This is a genomic window from Acinetobacter sp. 479375 (genome assembly GCF_000581715.1).
GTDB lineage: Bacteria > Pseudomonadota > Gammaproteobacteria > Pseudomonadales > Moraxellaceae > Acinetobacter > Acinetobacter ursingii.
Window position 1 is genome coordinate 1 of the sequence record NZ_JEZN01000012.1, and the last position, 15366, is coordinate 15366.

16 protein-coding genes, 2 rRNA genes and 1 pseudogene are annotated in these 15366 nt (G+C 38.8%); 9 read left to right on the forward strand and 10 right to left on the reverse strand.

The genetic code is table 11. The features are described 5' to 3' along the window. Together J500_RS10750 and rrf are read left to right on the forward strand one after the other, a co-directional pair. Nucleotides 1-317 (forward strand): 23S ribosomal RNA (locus J500_RS10750); the annotation flags it as partial. A 175-nt stretch (nt 318-492) separates the two neighbouring features. Continuing rightward, nucleotides 493-607 (forward strand): 5S ribosomal RNA (gene rrf, locus J500_RS10755). Nucleotides 608-695: 88 nt separating this feature from the next. Here the strand turns inward: rrf and J500_RS17140 are convergent. Together J500_RS17140 and J500_RS10760 are read right to left on the reverse strand one after the other, a co-directional pair. Continuing rightward, nucleotides 696-833, reverse strand: a pseudogene (locus tag J500_RS17140) (protease); the annotation flags it as partial. Nucleotides 834-860: 27 nt separating this feature from the next. Beyond that, nucleotides 861-2240 (reverse strand): dihydrolipoyl dehydrogenase, encoded by a 1380-nt coding sequence (locus J500_RS10760; protein ID WP_034699579.1) that lies wholly within the window; start codon nt 2238-2240, stop codon nt 861-863. A 153-nt stretch (nt 2241-2393) separates the two neighbouring features. On the opposite strand from J500_RS10760, the gene J500_RS10765 reads away from it, so the two are divergent. Then, a complete protein-coding gene (locus J500_RS10765; protein WP_034699582.1) occupies nt 2394-3869 on the forward strand; it encodes a hypothetical protein in 1476 nt (491 codons plus the stop codon). Between the two features lie 136 nt (nt 3870-4005). Here the strand turns inward: J500_RS10765 and J500_RS10775 are convergent, their stop codons facing one another. Beyond that, on the reverse strand, nt 4006-4341 hold the full coding sequence (locus J500_RS10775; protein WP_034699630.1) for a TIGR01244 family sulfur transferase: 336 nt from the start codon (nt 4339-4341) through the stop codon (nt 4006-4008). 125 nt (nt 4342-4466) lie between these two features. Between J500_RS10775 and J500_RS10780 the strand changes: the two genes are divergently transcribed. The 4 genes from J500_RS10780 to J500_RS10795 all read left to right on the forward strand — a co-directional run bounded on the left by J500_RS10780 (nt 4467) and on the right by J500_RS10795 (nt 6852). After that, nucleotides 4467-5363 carry an alpha/beta hydrolase gene (locus J500_RS10780; protein ID WP_034699586.1) on the forward strand — a complete coding sequence of 299 codons (897 nt, stop codon included), beginning with the start codon at nt 4467-4469 and terminating at the stop codon, nt 5361-5363. 1 nt (nt 5364) lies between these two features. Further along, the gene (gene trxC, locus J500_RS10785; protein WP_034699588.1) at nt 5365-5802 is read left to right on the forward strand and encodes a thioredoxin TrxC; all 438 of its coding nucleotides are present in this window, start codon (nt 5365-5367) and stop codon (nt 5800-5802) included. Between the two features lies 1 nt (nt 5803). Then, complete coding sequence (locus J500_RS10790; RefSeq protein WP_004991224.1) at nt 5804-6217, forward strand: acyl-CoA thioesterase; 414 nt, start codon at nt 5804-5806, stop codon at nt 6215-6217. Between the two features lie 155 nt (nt 6218-6372). Further along, nucleotides 6373-6852 (forward strand): GAF domain-containing protein, encoded by a 480-nt coding sequence (locus J500_RS10795; protein WP_004991222.1) that lies wholly within the window; start codon nt 6373-6375, stop codon nt 6850-6852. 68 nt (nt 6853-6920) lie between these two features. Here J500_RS10795 and J500_RS10800 read toward each other — a convergent pair whose 3' ends face one another. Beyond that, complete coding sequence (locus J500_RS10800) at nt 6921-7415, reverse strand: DUF4442 domain-containing protein (RefSeq protein WP_004991219.1); 495 nt, start codon at nt 7413-7415, stop codon at nt 6921-6923. Between the two features lie 33 nt (nt 7416-7448). Beyond that, on the reverse strand, nt 7449-7937 hold the full coding sequence (locus J500_RS10805) for a YajQ family cyclic di-GMP-binding protein (protein WP_004991216.1): 489 nt from the start codon (nt 7935-7937) through the stop codon (nt 7449-7451). Between the two features lie 91 nt (nt 7938-8028). Between J500_RS10805 and J500_RS10810 the strand changes: the two genes are divergently transcribed. Next, the gene (locus tag J500_RS10810) at nt 8029-8346 is read left to right on the forward strand and encodes a rhodanese-like domain-containing protein (RefSeq protein ID WP_034699590.1); all 318 of its coding nucleotides are present in this window, start codon (nt 8029-8031) and stop codon (nt 8344-8346) included. Nucleotides 8347-8391: 45 nt separating this feature from the next. Here the strand turns inward: J500_RS10810 and J500_RS10815 are convergent, their stop codons facing one another. From J500_RS10815 to J500_RS10830, 4 genes are all read right to left on the reverse strand, one after another. Beyond that, nucleotides 8392-9678: an OmpP1/FadL family transporter gene (locus J500_RS10815; RefSeq protein WP_034699592.1), complete on the reverse strand. Its 1287-nt coding sequence runs from the start codon at nt 9676-9678 to the stop codon at nt 8392-8394. A gap of 537 nt (nt 9679-10215) precedes the next feature. Then, nucleotides 10216-10662 (reverse strand): VOC family protein, encoded by a 447-nt coding sequence (locus J500_RS10820; protein WP_004991211.1) that lies wholly within the window; start codon nt 10660-10662, stop codon nt 10216-10218. Nucleotides 10663-10801: 139 nt separating this feature from the next. Then, nucleotides 10802-11977 carry a thiolase family protein gene (locus tag J500_RS10825; RefSeq protein ID WP_034699595.1) on the reverse strand — a complete coding sequence of 392 codons (1176 nt, stop codon included), beginning with the start codon at nt 11975-11977 and terminating at the stop codon, nt 10802-10804. Nucleotides 11978-12086: 109 nt separating this feature from the next. Further along, nucleotides 12087-12599, reverse strand: coding sequence for a GspH/FimT family protein (locus J500_RS10830; protein ID WP_004991208.1), 513 nt, complete (start codon nt 12597-12599; stop codon nt 12087-12089). A gap of 383 nt (nt 12600-12982) precedes the next feature. Here J500_RS10830 and omp38 point away from each other — a divergent pair, with 383 nt between their 5' ends. Next, on the forward strand, nt 12983-14032 hold the full coding sequence (omp38, locus tag J500_RS10835; protein WP_004995788.1) for an outer membrane protein Omp38: 1050 nt from the start codon (nt 12983-12985) through the stop codon (nt 14030-14032). A gap of 109 nt (nt 14033-14141) precedes the next feature. Here omp38 and dapE read toward each other — a convergent pair whose 3' ends face one another. Next, nucleotides 14142-15275 (reverse strand): succinyl-diaminopimelate desuccinylase, encoded by a 1134-nt coding sequence (gene dapE, locus J500_RS10840; protein WP_004995790.1) that lies wholly within the window; start codon nt 15273-15275, stop codon nt 14142-14144. Nucleotides 15276-15366: the final 91 nt, after the last annotated feature.

Sequence of the window (15366 nt, forward strand, 5' to 3'; positions counted from 1 at the left end):
GAACGTCGTGAGACAGTTCGGTCCCTATCTACCGTGGGCGCTGGAAATTTGAGAGGATCTGCTCCTAGTACGAGAGGACCAGAGTGGACGAACCTCTGGTGTACCGGTTGTGACGCCAGTCGCATCGCCGGGTAGCTATGTTCGGAAGGGATAACCGCTGAAAGCATCTAAGCGGGAAGCCTACCTCAAGATAAGATTTCCCTGTGACTATATGTCACCTAAAGAGCCGTTCAAGACTAGGACGTTGATAGGTTGGATGTGGAAGCATAGTGATATGTGAAGCTGACCAATACTAATTGCTCGTGAGGCTTGACTATACAACACCCAAACAGTTGTTGTATTCAAGATAAATTCGATACGAAAACTTGATTTAGTCAATAAACTAGTTACAATACCGACTCAATTTCCAATCCGTTAATAACTCTTTGGTTCGTAAGTAAGGCATACATTATTAAGTAATGTGAATAAGACCCCAAAGCACCACAACAGTTTGCTGGCGACAATAGCAAGAGTGAACCACCTGATCCCTTCCCGAACTCAGAAGTGAAACCTCTTCGCGCTGATGGTAGTGTGGCGTTAGCCATGTGAGAGTAAGTCATCGCCAGCTTTTAAATACTAAATACCCCCTCCGCTTATGCAGAGGGGGTGTTTTTTTTATAAATAAAATAGATGCAATAAATAGAAAATCAAAGAAACTAACTGGTTGTTAATTCCTGAACAATAGCTTGGTTAAAGTATGGAATATCATCGGGATTACGTGAGCTAATCAATACCCAGCCCCCCGTGGTACATCGATGTACAGTTTCATCCACCCAGTTCGCTCCTGCATTTTCAGGCTAGAGATCATACTTTAAATTGGTTCAGTTTGATTTAATTTGCCGACGAGCATGTTTAAATGCGGTACGTAAGCCTTCTTCTAGCGTTGGATGATAATAAGGTTGTTCTAAGATCTTATCTAATGTGATTTCCTGTTGAATCATCCAGCAAAGTAAATGAGCCAAATGTTCTGCTGAATGTACAAATAATTCTGCCCCAAGTAGTTTTTGTGTTTTTTTATCAAAATAGACTTCGGCACCACCTCTATTTTTCCCTAATACTAATGCACGGCCTTGTTTTTCATAAGAAACGTAACCTGTCACAAAATCAATATTTTTATCTTGTAACTGTCGATAGCTTTGCCCAGCAATAGCCATTTCAGGAGAGCAGAAAACTATACCTAAGGGCGTTAAATTTTTGACATTTTTGGTTTTGGGGTAGTGTAGACAGTTATATACTAATTTCCGCCCTTCATGCGCTGCCTCATGTTGAAGAGGTGTATCTGTATAAGCATCACCAGCAATAAATATAGGTAATTTGCCTAATTGCTTTGTTTCTGGATGAATAGGAAGTTTTTTCACATCAGAAAATTGTTGATCAATTTTATTCAAGTTTAATGAATCTAATAAACTGGAACGCCCCGTGGCGTTAAGTAAATAATCAAACTTTTTTGTTTGTTCTGTTCCATCGTGTTTGAAATTTAACTCAACTTGATGATCAGTTAACTTTACAGAATTAGGCAATGTTTCAAAATAGATATTTAACTCTTTAGAAAGTTGTTGTTGTGCCAATTGTTGTAAATTTGGACTAGTTAGAATACCAATGCGTTTACTACGCGCAAAAATAGCCGTTTTAACACCGAGTCTTGAAAAGGCTTGGGCTAACTCGATCGCAATGACGCCACTACCTACGACTGCTAAAGAGCATGGAAGTTTTTTAAGCTCAAATATTTCATCTGATGTTATAAATTTTTCTTTTAAAAGATCTTTCCATTCCTGATTAGTGGCTGGTCTTGAGCCTACAGCAAGTATGAAAGATTTTGCCTGATAGTGTTTTCCATTGACTTCGATAGTGTCTGAATTCATAAAAGTTGCTTTACCTGATAGCCGATGGTTTTTTGGCCAACTTTGTACATCTTTTATGGTCGCAGTAGTAAAACGATCTCTTAATGCGCGAACATGGGACATGACATGGGAAGTGTCAAATGAGGATTCAACTGAAATACCAACCTGATTAATGTGTTGACTATCATACATTCGATTGGCTGATGAAATGAGTACTTTACTTGGCATACAACCAACGCGGGCACAGGTCGTATCCCATGGGCCATCGTTAACGATTAAAATATTCTGGGTATATTTAACTGCTTCTTTATATGCACTGATACCTGCTGTACCTGCACCGATAATGATGAGATCGTACATATTTTCCTTTTTAACCAAAAAAATGATAATTACATTACACTACATAAGATAATTAATATTTACATAAATGAAAGGATATGGTTTCATTCACTCTGAATAAATACAAAATATCTTATTCCATTTTGGAATGGATTGGGGAAGTAAGGAAGTGTTATGAATAAGAAACAACTTACAATGAAGTTGTCCGCTATCGCTGTATCAATTCTGTTAGCGAGTTGTGGTGGTGGTGGAAGTGAAGGTTATTTTAACAAAGAAGGTTCAACAAGTTCTGAAAATGGTAATAACACTGGTGGAACTGAAGGTACTAATTCCGTTAATGTTGCTGCCTTAAAGATAGAGCTTGATAAGCCATCTATAGCTGCAACTAATGGTCAGTTAACAGTTACTGTTAGGGCATTAGATGAGAATAAAGGAGGGCTTAGTGATGCGGAAATTACCTTATCAATCATAGATCCTTCTAATAATGTTCTTAATGCTAGTGTTGCAAAGCAAAAGACAGATGAGTTTGGCAATACAGTATATGTTCTTACCACTCCATCAACGTCATCCTCAATTTCGGATCTCATAAAAAATGGATTTAAAATTGTAGCAAAAACAAATAAAGGTACTTTAAGTCAAGAACAAACTGTAAGTGTTACAGGGGCGGATAGTAATAACGAGTCTGACACTACAAGTATTGTATTGTTCGATGCGACTAAGACAACGTTAAATGTTCGTGGTGATCAGACAACTATAAAATTAACGGCAATTGATGCGAATGGTGCTACATTAGCAAATCAGGCAATTTCTCTTAAAGTAAGAAATTCAGCCTTAAACGGCGTTAAATTTACACCAAATGCTACCCAAACAGATGTAAATGGACAAATTACGTATACTTTGTCCTTTAGTGAGTCTCAACGAGCATCATCTTATTCAGCACAACAGTTCATTAACGATGATTTAGTTTTAGAAGCGAACTTTGGTCAGTCTACAAAAGTTTATACATATACACTAAATGTTGTAAATTCTTCTGTACCACAACCTGCAGGTGCCATTTCACTTGCTTACAACCCTACTAAAATTGAAGATTCTGCGTTAGGTGTCTATTATTATAAAAATATTTCAGTCCAAGTGACTGATGTTGATGGCAAACCCCTTGCAAACCAGAGTGTTGTAATGGGAGTAAATGCTCTAGCTTATAATAAGGGCTATTTTGGCTTTGTGGATACAGATCTCCCAGCAGATGGTAAAGCAGATAAATATTTACCAGTTCTTATTACTCAATGCGTTACTCCAACGATCAAAGTCAATAGCAGTGGAAATGAGATTGATCAATTGTCTCCTGTCAAACCTGGAACTACTGTACAAGTTGTGTCATTTATAAACTCTGAAGGTACACCTGCTACTGATAATAAATATACGACTGATGCAAATGGACGATTTGATTTAAAAATTCAATATCCTAAAATTTATGCTGGTTATTTAACAATTCAGTTGTTAGCAGATTCTACTGTGGGTGGTAAAGCAATTAGTGGTTCGACTAGTCTTGGTCTTGGTTATTTAATCACAGATGTAGATATTGAGAATAATATTGCACCAAATATTAGAAGCCCATATGGTATTTCTACTAATTGTAATGATGGTGAGTAATCCCCAAAAAAACAGCGCTTCGGCGCTGTTTTTTTATATCCCAGTTCCCACCATCACACTGGCTGTGGGGCGTACATTTACAGTACTGCAAGCAGTGGATGCCATACAAAAGCATAATAAGCTAAGATACAAAACTTTAATCATCCAATAAATCCATTTGTTTAGCCAACTGATATAAATTATTCGAACGATTACCTGTACGACAGAACATTAAAATCGGTTTTGGTAATTCATGATAATGATTGGCAAAATTGCGCACGTCTAACTCTGTAATTTGACCTGCAACGACAGGTTGATACACATAGTCGAGTCCTACATTACGCGCAGCTTCTTCGATTTGAGCACTGGTTGGTTGCTCAGGGCCACCTTCCAGATCTGGTCGGTTGTTAATGATGGATTTAAAGCCTTTTTCGACCACTTGTTCGACATGTTCTGGGCCAATTTGACCAGCAAAACCAACATTATCCGTCATTTCGTCACTCCAAAATTTAAAAAAACGTTTATGCTGTATCATAGCACTAAGCACCCTGTCACTTTAAACAGTGCTTTTAAAATATATAACGACCGATAACCAAAATATAACGCATTGGAGCGCGTATGCCTGCTTATACAGTTGAGCCGCTGTATGTACCCATTGGTCAAGAGACCATAGCTGCTGACTTCTATCGTCCTAAAGCAGATCGTAAACCTGCTGTGATCATCATGGCACATGAATTTGCCGCATTACGCCAGTTTAAATTGATTCAGTACGCACAAAAATTTGCTCAGGCGGGCTATGCGGTGGTGCTATTTGATTATCGTTATTGGGGCGGAAGCACAGGAAAGCCCAGAGAACTTATTTCACTCAAAGATCAGATCGAAGACTGGAAAACAGTTATTCAGCATATAAGTAGCTGTAAATGGGTAGATCAGCGACGTATTGTACTTTGGGGAACTGGACTCAGTGGTGGTTATGTCCTCAATTTGGCCAGTGAATTAAAAAATATTTCTTCAATTATGGTACAGGTGCCTTTTGTGGATGGTGCTGAAACCGCCAAAATTTATCCGATCCAGCAATTACCCAAAGCACTTAAATTATCTAGTCAGGATTATATGGGGGCAAAGGTTGGATTAAACCCACGAACCTTGCCCGTCGTGGCACAACAACAGCTTTCCTTTTTTCCAACCATTGATAGCTATCAAGGCTATTTATCGATTGTAAATCCTGATTACTATTGGAGTGGTGAAGTTCCTGCCCGCGCATTATTTCAACTGATTCGTTATCGGCCGATTCAATCTGTACGCGATATTAGTATTCCAGTCTTATTCATTGTCGCGAAACTGGATAGTCTGGTTCCTATAGATTCGAGTCGTGAAGCTGCGACCAATATCGCACCGTTTGTGACTTATCATGAATGGGATATGTATCATTTTGATATTTATCATGGCAAATGGTTTGAAAAAGCAGTAGCAAGCCAATTAGAATTTTTACATCAACATACTGGAGTGACTTGATATGATTATTGTTTGTCCAAGCTGCGGTGCTAAAAATCGGGTCGCTGAAGAAAAATTAAATGCAGATCCTAAATGTGGCCAATGCCATACCGCACTGATTCCACTTGCACCGATTGAGCTGAATGAGCAAAACTTCAGTCATTATGTAAGCAATAGTGATTTACCCATTCTGATCGATTTATGGGCAGATTGGTGTGGGCCATGCAAGATGATGGCACCTCATTTTGCTCAGGTTGCAGTACAGAATCCACATGTTATTTTCGCCAAAATTGATACTGAAGCTTCACCGCGTTTAAGTCAGGCTTTTCATGTCCGTAGTATTCCGACACTGGTTTTGATGAATAAAACCAACGAAATTGGTAGAATAAGCGGCGCGCTTCGATCCAGTGAGTTACAGCAGTGGCTGGATCAGCAATTACAAGCCCAAGTTCGGAGTTAATGTGTCAGAGTCTCTCAAAAAGCCTGAAGGAACTTTATCCCTTCAAACCATTGCAATGCCTGCCGATACCAACTGGAGTGGTGATGTTTTTGGCGGTTGGATTGTCTCACAAATGGATTTGGCAGGCGCAATTCATGCAGAACGTTTTAGTAAAGGACGTTGTGCAACCATTTCAATTAATCAGATGACTTTCCTTGTTCCTGTTAAAGTTGGTGATGTGATTAGTTGTTACACCAAACTTCTAAAAGTGGGAAATACTTCAATTCAGATCCAGATTGAAGTTTGGGATAGTCACGATGAATCTCGTCAACCTAAACAAGTGACGGAGGGAATTTTTACCTTTGTGGCGGTGGATGTAAAAGGTAATAAACGACAGATTCCTGAAGAAGTTAAGCAGAAATTTTTAGCAGTTTAATTTACAAACTAAAGTTTCCAAAAAGTTCAGTATGATGCTGAGCTTTTTTATGAGTTTTATTTACACTTAGAAATATTCAACTATGTACTTTTCACATAAATAGATAAAGCTCGGAAGGTTTCATCCGATACAATACTTTGATTTGGATCAATGATATGGCAGAAGAATTATCGCTACAACAGGGCAATAAAGCTGAACAATACCAAAGCCTGATTCCACAAATTCAGGCCATTGTTGCAGATGAAAGTGATGTGATCGCTAATCTTGCCAATATTTGTGCGGCATTAAAGCAACAATTTAACTGGTTTTGGATTGGATTTTATCTGGTTAAGGATAATGAATTAGTCTTGGGGCCATTTCAGGGGCCAATCGCCTGTACACGGATCGGCAAAGGGCGGGGCGTTTGCGGGACAGCATGGCAGCAACAGAAGGTTATGATCGTGCCAGATGTGGAGCAATTTCCAGGGCATATCGCTTGTAACTCTGATTCAAAATCTGAAATTGTTTTACCTGTGATGAAGCAGAATAAATGTGTTGCAGTATTGGATATTGATAGCGATGCATTGGATAGCTTTGATGAAGTAGATGCTGAATATTTAAAACAAATCGTTGCAATCGTAGAGCATTTTATTTAGTGATCAAAAATAAAGATCAAAAAACTAAAGCCCAAATATAGATTTGGGCTTTAGTTATTACATATAAATTATTTTGGACGTTTAGGTAACCATGCCCATAACATTTCACAATGAATCGGTTCATTTGAACCGTCGTCAATGACCGTCACAGGAATCAATAATTCACCTTTTTCATTATCCGCAATAAATTTTTGCTGTTCAGGCGATAAAGTTGCTGTTGCCGTTAATCCACCTTGTACCACTTTTAAATAATCGACATGCAGTGATTTAATGAGCAAAATTCGATTATCCGGGACATGCAGCCCTGTTAAAAAGCCTGTCGCAGTTTCAGCGAGTAATGCCATTGCAGCAGCATGTACACCTTTAATGTGGTTTTGCATATTGCGCTGATTTTCCAGACGCACCACGACATGGTCTTGATCAACTTCTAGATAACGAATATTGGCGGTTCCGACCATGGGTACAATCCGACCAAAGGCTTTACTCCAGAGTGTACTACGAATACTTTTCGGAAATTTTGACGTGGTTTTCACCAGTTTTGATAAACGATTGGCCTGTGACATAGTGCATCCTGTGTAAAAAGAACAGCGCTGAAATTAATCTTTAAAGTTATTAAACTGCAAGGGAAGACCAAACTGCTGTTCCTTTAGAAAAGCCATGACCTGTTGTAAAGTGTCACGTTTTTTATCGGTCACGCGAATTTTGTCTCCCTGTATAGAAGATTGCACTTTGATACCACTTTCTTTAATGGCTTTATTAATTTTTTTTGCGGTATCTGAGTCAAGTCCATCTTTGAGTTTGATTACTTGTACTACATTTTTTCCAGAAGCTGTGGCTTTTTGCGGATCAAGTGCTTGAACATCAATTTTACGTTTATAGAAATGATTTTCCAGCATGTTATAGACTTGTTCGCATTGAAAATCACTTTCTGTACTGATTTTAATTTCTTTGGATTTTTCATTCAGTTCAATAGAAACATCTTGTCCACGGAAATCGAAACGTGTTGCGATTTCTTTTTGAGTATTTTGAACCGCGTGATTAACTTCAAATAACTCTAATTCAGAAACAATATCGAAAGAAGGCATAGCTTAGACCTTTGCAAAGTGAAAGAATATCTGAGATGCTAGGGATGTTTTCTTCATTTGCCAAGTGTTGTTTACATCAAAGGAGTGCGCAATGATCCGTAAACAAGAAATTACGACATTTGAGTTCCCAGAAAATGCCATTATCTGGGATGTCCGTGACGCAAAATCATATGCTGAGGGGCATGTTAAAGGTGCAATAAATCAACCTATTAATGATTTAAAGGCCGATAGTCTGACTCAGGTGGCTGCGGATCAGCCGATTTATATTTTATGCGGTGGCGGTAGTAAAGCACCACGTGCGGCAGAATTACTTGATGGTTTTGATGCTGCACGCGAATATGTCATTCTGATGGGGGGAACCCGCGCTGCCAAAGATGCAGGTTTACCTTTAGAGCAGGGCAATTCATAAAAAAAGCACCCTCGGGTGCTTTTTTATTATATTTTAAATCAAGTTTTAGAAGCGGTAACCAATTTTTAAACCATAAGCGATGGCATGATTATCGGTAAAATCAGCGACATACTCAGAAGTACCAAATTGTGCTGCAGATTGTGCTTTGGCATCACCCAACCAAAAATATTTTACACCACCTGCAATAAAATAGTTTGGCGCTGGACTAAATTGCGCTCCTAGACCAACATTCCAATAACCTTCTGTTGGGCCAAGTGTTGTCACTGGATTACCTGCGCCAGAGTCCCAGCCTACTGAAATATTGCCCGCCCATTGCTCTGTTAGTTTACGGCCAACCCCTACATTTGCAGACCATTGATCATCTGTATAAGCGACCAGATCAAAACCATTTGGTTTATTAACTGTCGGACTTTGACCAGCAATCAGGCTTGCTTTACCAAATTTATCTGGACGGATTGAAAAATCTTTCCAGTTCACCCAGCGCACATTTGCAAAAGCAACCGTGTCAGCCATGATTCCTGTCTGGAAGTCTAAGTTTGCTGACTGAGGTGTGGTAATGTCGGTTTTATTTGGTGTTAAGAAGTTTAATGCACCAAAGCTTCCCGCAGAATTGAAAGTCTCTCTGGCATTGACTGAGTGTTCGATTTCAGAACGATAAGTCAAAGACGTTTTTAACGCAATCTCAGGCAGCTGGAATGCAACACCTGCTAGCCAGCCCACATCACCCGTTTCTTTAATGTTGGCATTGTAACCACCAAATGTTGCATTTCCACCATAAGCTGTACCTCGTAATTGGACGCTACCTTTAACGGTTTGATAGGCAGCACCACCATAAATATTCCAGTTTACAGTAGGTTGAAAACCTAGAATAAACGACAAATTTTGAGTAGTTACATCAACTTCAGTCCCTTCGCTACCATTATGGAATGCTCCATGACCAGCTAAAGCAGCCGCGGCTCCAGGCAGTACCGTAGGTAGTGCTGCGGTTGTAGTTGAATAAGTGGCTTTAGCTCCAAATGGCTGATCATAAAGTAAGCCAAAAGAAAAGTTTGGATGAAGCTGTAATTTTAATGCTGCATTATAAAATTGATAGTCATCTGCCATTTCACCAGTACTCGTGTTTGAGAGTAATGGCAGTGCTGCATTAGGATAATTGTCTTTGGTTTTGCCAGAAACATCAGGATCTAGAATTGAGATACCAGCTTCAAAATAGTTACCAGGTTGTAGAAATGCCGATATGGATTGACCTGAACGATCCAAAGCTGCTGCAAAAACCCCTGTTGCAGGCAGCGATGCAATGATAATGGCTGTGGTTAAATGTTTTAATTTCATTCTAATCTTTCCTTGAACAACAAAAGTAATTTATTGCTTATTTCCAAGCAATTACAGTTCTAATTTTTGGAGAAGTAAGTTCCATACAGGGAATTAATCTTCACTCCATGCAACAAAAATAACACAATTAAAATAAGAGTAAATGCTCTATGTTGCATAGTCAGTAAAAAAACTGTTTTAGCAATAATTTGATACAGAATTTTATTGAGTTTTAAAAAAGAGCTTAAAAATAATAATGATATAATTCAATAAATTAATTTATTTGTCTTAAATGTTTAATTGTCTCTAATTAACAAATAACTAGACGCTACAGTCAAAGATTTATTTTGATGATTATGAGTGATTTGATCGAAATCGGATTTGTTCATCCAGATTTATCAATGAAGAATTGGTTTTTGATGGTTTTATTAAGTATTTTTTAAGATTTATGTTGATTTTTTATTTTTATCTAAAATATATTCATAACAAAGCTCTAATCTTTATTTTAAAAGGAACTTTTATAACTTGCGCTTTAGGTCAGGTGAGACGCATATGATTTCATTCATCCAGAAGCTGGCAGTTAACCATCCATTTAATTCCAAATTGGTCGCTAAAAGCGCCATACAGTACGCCCCAAAAGGTTTTTTGTAACGGCATTTCAATAACTCCACCTATGGAAAGTAGATTGAATAGGCGGCGGGCTTCGTTATCATTATTTTCGAGATTAATGGAAATGTAGTGATTATTGCCTTTATTTAAGATGGCATTTGCTGGACTACAAAATTGCTCATTGACATCAGAGCCCATGAGTACTGTAAATTCGTTGATAGGCAGCGAAACATGCAATATTAGACTTTTCTGTGAATCTGACAATACAATTCCTTCCTGAGGTGGAAGGTCATCATATCGAGTCAATACTGAAAACTCTCCACCGAAAATCGATTGGTAGAAGGTAAATGCTGCTTCGGCTTTACCGTTGAAATTAAGATAATGATTGAACTGCATAAGATTTAACCCTGTTATTTTTATTTATTGTGACTTGAGTGACTATAATTTTAAAACTGAATAAAAAACAGTCTTATTTTGTATATTTATAAAAAATCCCGCCTTAGCGGGATTGGTGACATCATACAGTAACAATAGATTATAGTAGCTCAATGGCAACCGCAGTTGCTTCACCACCACCGATACATAGCGCAGCAACACCTTTTTTCCCGCCTGTACGTTTTAGTGCATGAATCAACGTCAAAATAATCCGCGAACCTGTTGAGCCTACAGGGTGTCCTAAAGCACACGCGCCTCCATGAATATTGACCTTTTCAGGATCAAGTTTGAAATCATCAATAGCGCACATGGTGACCATTGCAAAAGCTTCATTGATTTCCCAGAGATCTACATCCTGAGCAACCCAACCTGCTTTTTTAAGAACTTTGGCGATTGCGCCTACAGGAGCAATGGTAAACTCTGATGGATGTTGAGAGTTTGATGCAGTGGCTACAATTTTAGCTAATGGTTGTAAATCACGTTGTTTGGCAATTTCACCAGAAGTAAGCACAAGTGCAGAAGCACCATCAGAAATTGAACTTGCATTGGCAGCAGTGATGGTTCCGTCTTTGGCAAATGCGGGTTTTAAGTACGGAATTTTGTCAATTTTGGCATTTAAAGGCTGTTCGTCTTGATCAATCGTAACGTCACCTTTACGTGATGAAATGGTCACAGGCACGATTTCATCTTTAAAATAACCTTCAGTAATGGCAGTTTGGGCACGTTTGAGTGAGCGAATAGCAAATTCATCCATTTGTTCGCGCGTGTATCCACGTGTATTGGCCATATCCTGCGCAAAAGACCCCATTAAGCGACCAGTTTCTGCATCTTCAAGACCATCAAAAAACATATGATCTTTAATTTCACCATGCCCCATACGATAACCTGCTCGAGCTTTAGGTAAAATATAAGGTGCATTGGTCATGGATTCCATACCGCCCGCCACTACGATTTCGGCACTACCTGCTTTAATCATATCAGTAGCTTGCATTACTGCTTTCATGCCAGAACCACATAACTTATTGATCGTTACGGCACCCGTTGAGTCAGGTAAACCTGCTTGACGCATCGCTTGGCGTGCAGGGCCTTGCTTCAAACCTGCGGGTAATACACAACCCATGATGACTTCTTGAATATCTGTAGGCTGTAGGCCTGCGCGTTGAACAGCTTCACGGATGGTGACTCCGCCTAGTTCTGGTGCTGTCGAAGGAGATAAATCTCCCTGAAATCCACCCATTGCGGTACGAGCGCCATTTACAATTACGATATCAGTCACAATGATTTCTCCCTCAATGATTTAAAGCTTACATTCTCTAAGAAGTATATTAAAAAAGCAGACCTAGAAAATTGACTTAAAAGACCAGAACCTAGACTGAACAGTTTTCTTAACAATTTGCTAAAGGTTCATCTCGAGGATGTCCCATTCGACTCAATGTTAATTTACGATGATTATGATATTGATCAGAGCAATACTGAAAAGTACCATTTGAAGATAAAGGAAGTCCTGAGTTTCCTTCAAAAATGATTCTTCTATTACCAAATCCCCGCCATGACAGAGTGCCGTATCTCAATTGCATGTTCTCAAAGGCTAATATAGGCTCATCTAAGTCATAGTCCCGATTTTTATTCTTATCGATAAAAACCATATAACCATTATTCCAATCGTTATTACACTCTTTAAAGCTAGTGCTGGCACACAAAATAATGTTTTGTCTAAATAACAAAGACTCATGTTTGGCTTTTTGTATGTAAAGTGTGAGTGTTTTGGGGACTTTTTTTGCCTCTTGTGCAGCCATATATTGATGATAAGAGGGTATGGCAAAAGAGGCAATTACAGCAATTACAATGATTACCACGCTAATTTCAATTAACGAGAATCCACAATTTTTATTTTTCATGTTAAGAATACGTCCGTCTTATGTAATTTTTTTTGTTTTTTAACAGTAGATTAAGTACAAAACATTGAAAAAAAGATCGAATTGAAATATTTATTACTTAAGCGTTTGAATACTGTTAAAATAAAGAAAGCGTGAAGATAAGCTATTCACAACAATAAATTGAGTAAATAGTTACCGAATTACAACGGAAATTGTAAGTAATTTTGTCAATAATTTACTTGATTAAAGTTATCAAGCACTTGGAAATCAGTTTAAGTGTTTGTATGATTCAACGTGAGTAGCTTAAAAATAATACTGGGGTATATAAAAAGTTATCTCAGGGCCATAAAAATTTTAGGCTGAGCTTGAATAACAAACAATTTGTTTATCTCTGGAGGATATCCATGAAATTGAGTCGTATTGCACTTGCTACTATGCTTGCTGCTGTTCCATTCGCTGCTGTAAATGCTGGCGTTACCGTAACTCCTTTATTGCTTGGTTATACATTCCAAGACACGGAGCACAACAACAACAAGCTAACTAACGGACCAGAGCTTCAAGACGATTTATTCGTTGGTGCGGCACTGGGTGTTGAATTAACGCCTTGGTTAGGTTTCGAAGCTGAATATAACCAAGTAAAAGGTGATGTAGACGGTTCTATCGCTGGTGCTGAATACAAACAAAAACAAATCAATGGTAACTTTTATGTAACTTCTGATTTGATCACCAAAAACTATGACAGCAAAATCAAACCTTATGTGTTGTTAGGTGCTGGTCATTACAAATATGAATTTGATGATGGCGTATACCGTGGTGCTCCATGGAAAGGCAATAGCGAAGAAGGTACTTTAGGTAATGCTGGTGTTGGTGCATTCTGGCGCTTAAACGATGCATTGTCACTTCGTACTGAAGCTCGTGGTACATATAACTTTGATGAACAATTCTGGAACTATACTGCACTTGCAGGTTTGAACGTAGTTCTTGGTGGTCATTTGAAACCAGCTGCTCCAGTTGTAGAAGTTGCTCCAGTTGAGCCAACTCCAGTTCAACCTCAACCACAAGAGTTGACTGAAGATCTTAACATGGAACTTCGTGTGTTCTTTGATACTAATAAATCAAATATCAAAGACCAATACAAACCAGAAATTGCTAAAGTTGCTGAGAAGTTAGTCGAATATCCTAATGCAACTGCACGTATCGATGGTCACACAGATAACACTGGTCCACGTAAGTTGAACGAACGTTTATCATTGGCTCGTGCTAACTCTGTTAAATCAGCTCTTGTAAACGAATACAACATCGATGCATCACGTTTATCTACACAAGGTTTCGCGTGGGATCAACCGATTGCTGACAACAGCACTAAAGAAGGTCGTGCGATGAACCGTCGTGTATTCGCTACAATTACTGGTAGCCGTACTGTCGTAGTTCAACCTGGTCAACAAGCTCAATAATCTGAGTTTTTGATTGCAAAAGAGCAGCTTTAGAGCTGCTCTTTTTTTATCGCTATTCTAAAAATATAAAAAATGCACTAAAAAGTGCATTTATGAGATCAATTTTAGTTTAGGCAAGAAGCTGCGTTAGCATTTCCTCATAGATTTCAGCTAAAGGTTCTAGATCGGCAACATTCACATGTTCATTAATCTGATGAATAGAGGCATTTAGTACACCCAACTCTAAAACTTGTGCGCCAGTAGGAGCGATAAAGCGTCCGTCTGAAGTTCCACCAGTTGTCGATAATTGACTTTCGGTGCCTGTAACTTTTTGAATCGCATGTTTGGCTGCATTGACGAGTTCGCCAACAGGAGTTAAAAAAGGTAATCCTGAAAGAGTCCAGTCAATATGATACTCAAGCCCATGTCGATTAAGTAAATCTATAACACGCTGTTTTAAAATCTCGGCTGTAACTTCTGTTGAGTATCTAAAATTAAAGGTTACTTCTAGTGTTCCCGGAACAACATTAGTTGCTCCTGTTCCAGAATGAATGTTGGAGATTTGAAAGGTGGTTGCTGGAAAATATTGATTACCTTCATCCCAAATAGTTTGACATAGTTCATCAATAGCAGCGGCAGCCAAATGAATTGGATTACGTGCCAGATGTGGATAAGCCACATGACCTTGCTTGCCCTGAACGGTCAAAACACCGTTGAGTGAACCGCGACGTCCATTTTTAATAATATCGCCTAATTGTGCTGTACTTGATGGCTCACCCACCAGACACCATGTGATTTTCTCTTGACGCGCTTCAAGCGTCTCAATGACTTTAACCGTGCCATTTATTGATGGGCCTTCTTCATCTGAGGTAATGAGATACGCAATTGAGCCTTTATGATGTGGATGTTTTTTTACAAAACGCTCAGTGGCGACAACCATCGCTGCCAAGGCTGTTTTCATATCTGCTGCGCCACGACCATATAGTTTCCCATCTCTAATTTCGGGTTGAAATGGGTCTGTTTCCCAAGCCTGTAAGCTACCTGTTGGTACAACGTCAGTATGCCCTGCAAAACAAAAAACGGGAGATTGTGTACCTCGACGCGCCCATAAATTATCGACATCCTCAAAACGCATATGCTCGATTTGAAAACCTGCCTGAATCAGGCGCTCCGCCATAATATTTTGACAATTATGATCCATCGGAGTAACAGAAGGTTGACGTAAAAGCTCTAAACTAAGATCTAAGGTGGCTGATGAAGTCATAGGAAACAATATTGGCAATGAAAAACTGGTGGTTATAATAGGCGAAACTGCCAGCTATGAATATGCATAAATGAAAAAACCTTATCAAACG

What these genes read in the sequence shown, in the direction of transcription:
- J500_RS10795 (WP_004991222.1), top strand. Translation starts at nt 6,373, where the DNA reads ATGGCAGAAGAATTATCGCTACAACAGGGCAATAAAGCTGAACAATAC.
- J500_RS10780 (WP_034699586.1), top strand. Translation starts at nt 4,467, where the DNA reads ATGCCTGCTTATACAGTTGAGCCGCTGTATGTACCCATTGGTCAAGAG.
- J500_RS10760 (WP_034699579.1), bottom strand. Translation starts at nt 2,240, where the DNA reads ATGTACGATCTCATCATTATCGGTGCAGGTACAGCAGGTATCAGTGCA.
- omp38 (WP_004995788.1), top strand. Translation starts at nt 12,983, where the DNA reads ATGAAATTGAGTCGTATTGCACTTGCTACTATGCTTGCTGCTGTTCCA.
- J500_RS10800 (WP_004991219.1), bottom strand. Translation starts at nt 7,415, where the DNA reads ATGTCACAGGCCAATCGTTTATCAAAACTGGTGAAAACCACGTCAAAA.
- J500_RS10810 (WP_034699590.1), top strand. Translation starts at nt 8,029, where the DNA reads ATGATCCGTAAACAAGAAATTACGACATTTGAGTTCCCAGAAAATGCC.
- J500_RS10830 (WP_004991208.1), bottom strand. Translation starts at nt 12,599, where the DNA reads ATGAAAAATAAAAATTGTGGATTCTCGTTAATTGAAATTAGCGTGGTA.
- dapE (WP_004995790.1), bottom strand. Translation starts at nt 15,275, where the DNA reads ATGACTTCATCAGCCACCTTAGATCTTAGTTTAGAGCTTTTACGTCAA.
- J500_RS10765 (WP_034699582.1), top strand. Translation starts at nt 2,394, where the DNA reads ATGAATAAGAAACAACTTACAATGAAGTTGTCCGCTATCGCTGTATCA.
- J500_RS10775 (WP_034699630.1), bottom strand. Translation starts at nt 4,341, where the DNA reads ATGACGGATAATGTTGGTTTTGCTGGTCAAATTGGCCCAGAACATGTC.
- J500_RS10820 (WP_004991211.1), bottom strand. Translation starts at nt 10,662, where the DNA reads ATGCAGTTCAATCATTATCTTAATTTCAACGGTAAAGCCGAAGCAGCA.
- trxC (WP_034699588.1), top strand. Translation starts at nt 5,365, where the DNA reads ATGATTATTGTTTGTCCAAGCTGCGGTGCTAAAAATCGGGTCGCTGAA.
- J500_RS10805 (WP_004991216.1), bottom strand. Translation starts at nt 7,937, where the DNA reads ATGCCTTCTTTCGATATTGTTTCTGAATTAGAGTTATTTGAAGTTAAT.
- J500_RS10815 (WP_034699592.1), bottom strand. Translation starts at nt 9,678, where the DNA reads ATGAAATTAAAACATTTAACCACAGCCATTATCATTGCATCGCTGCCT.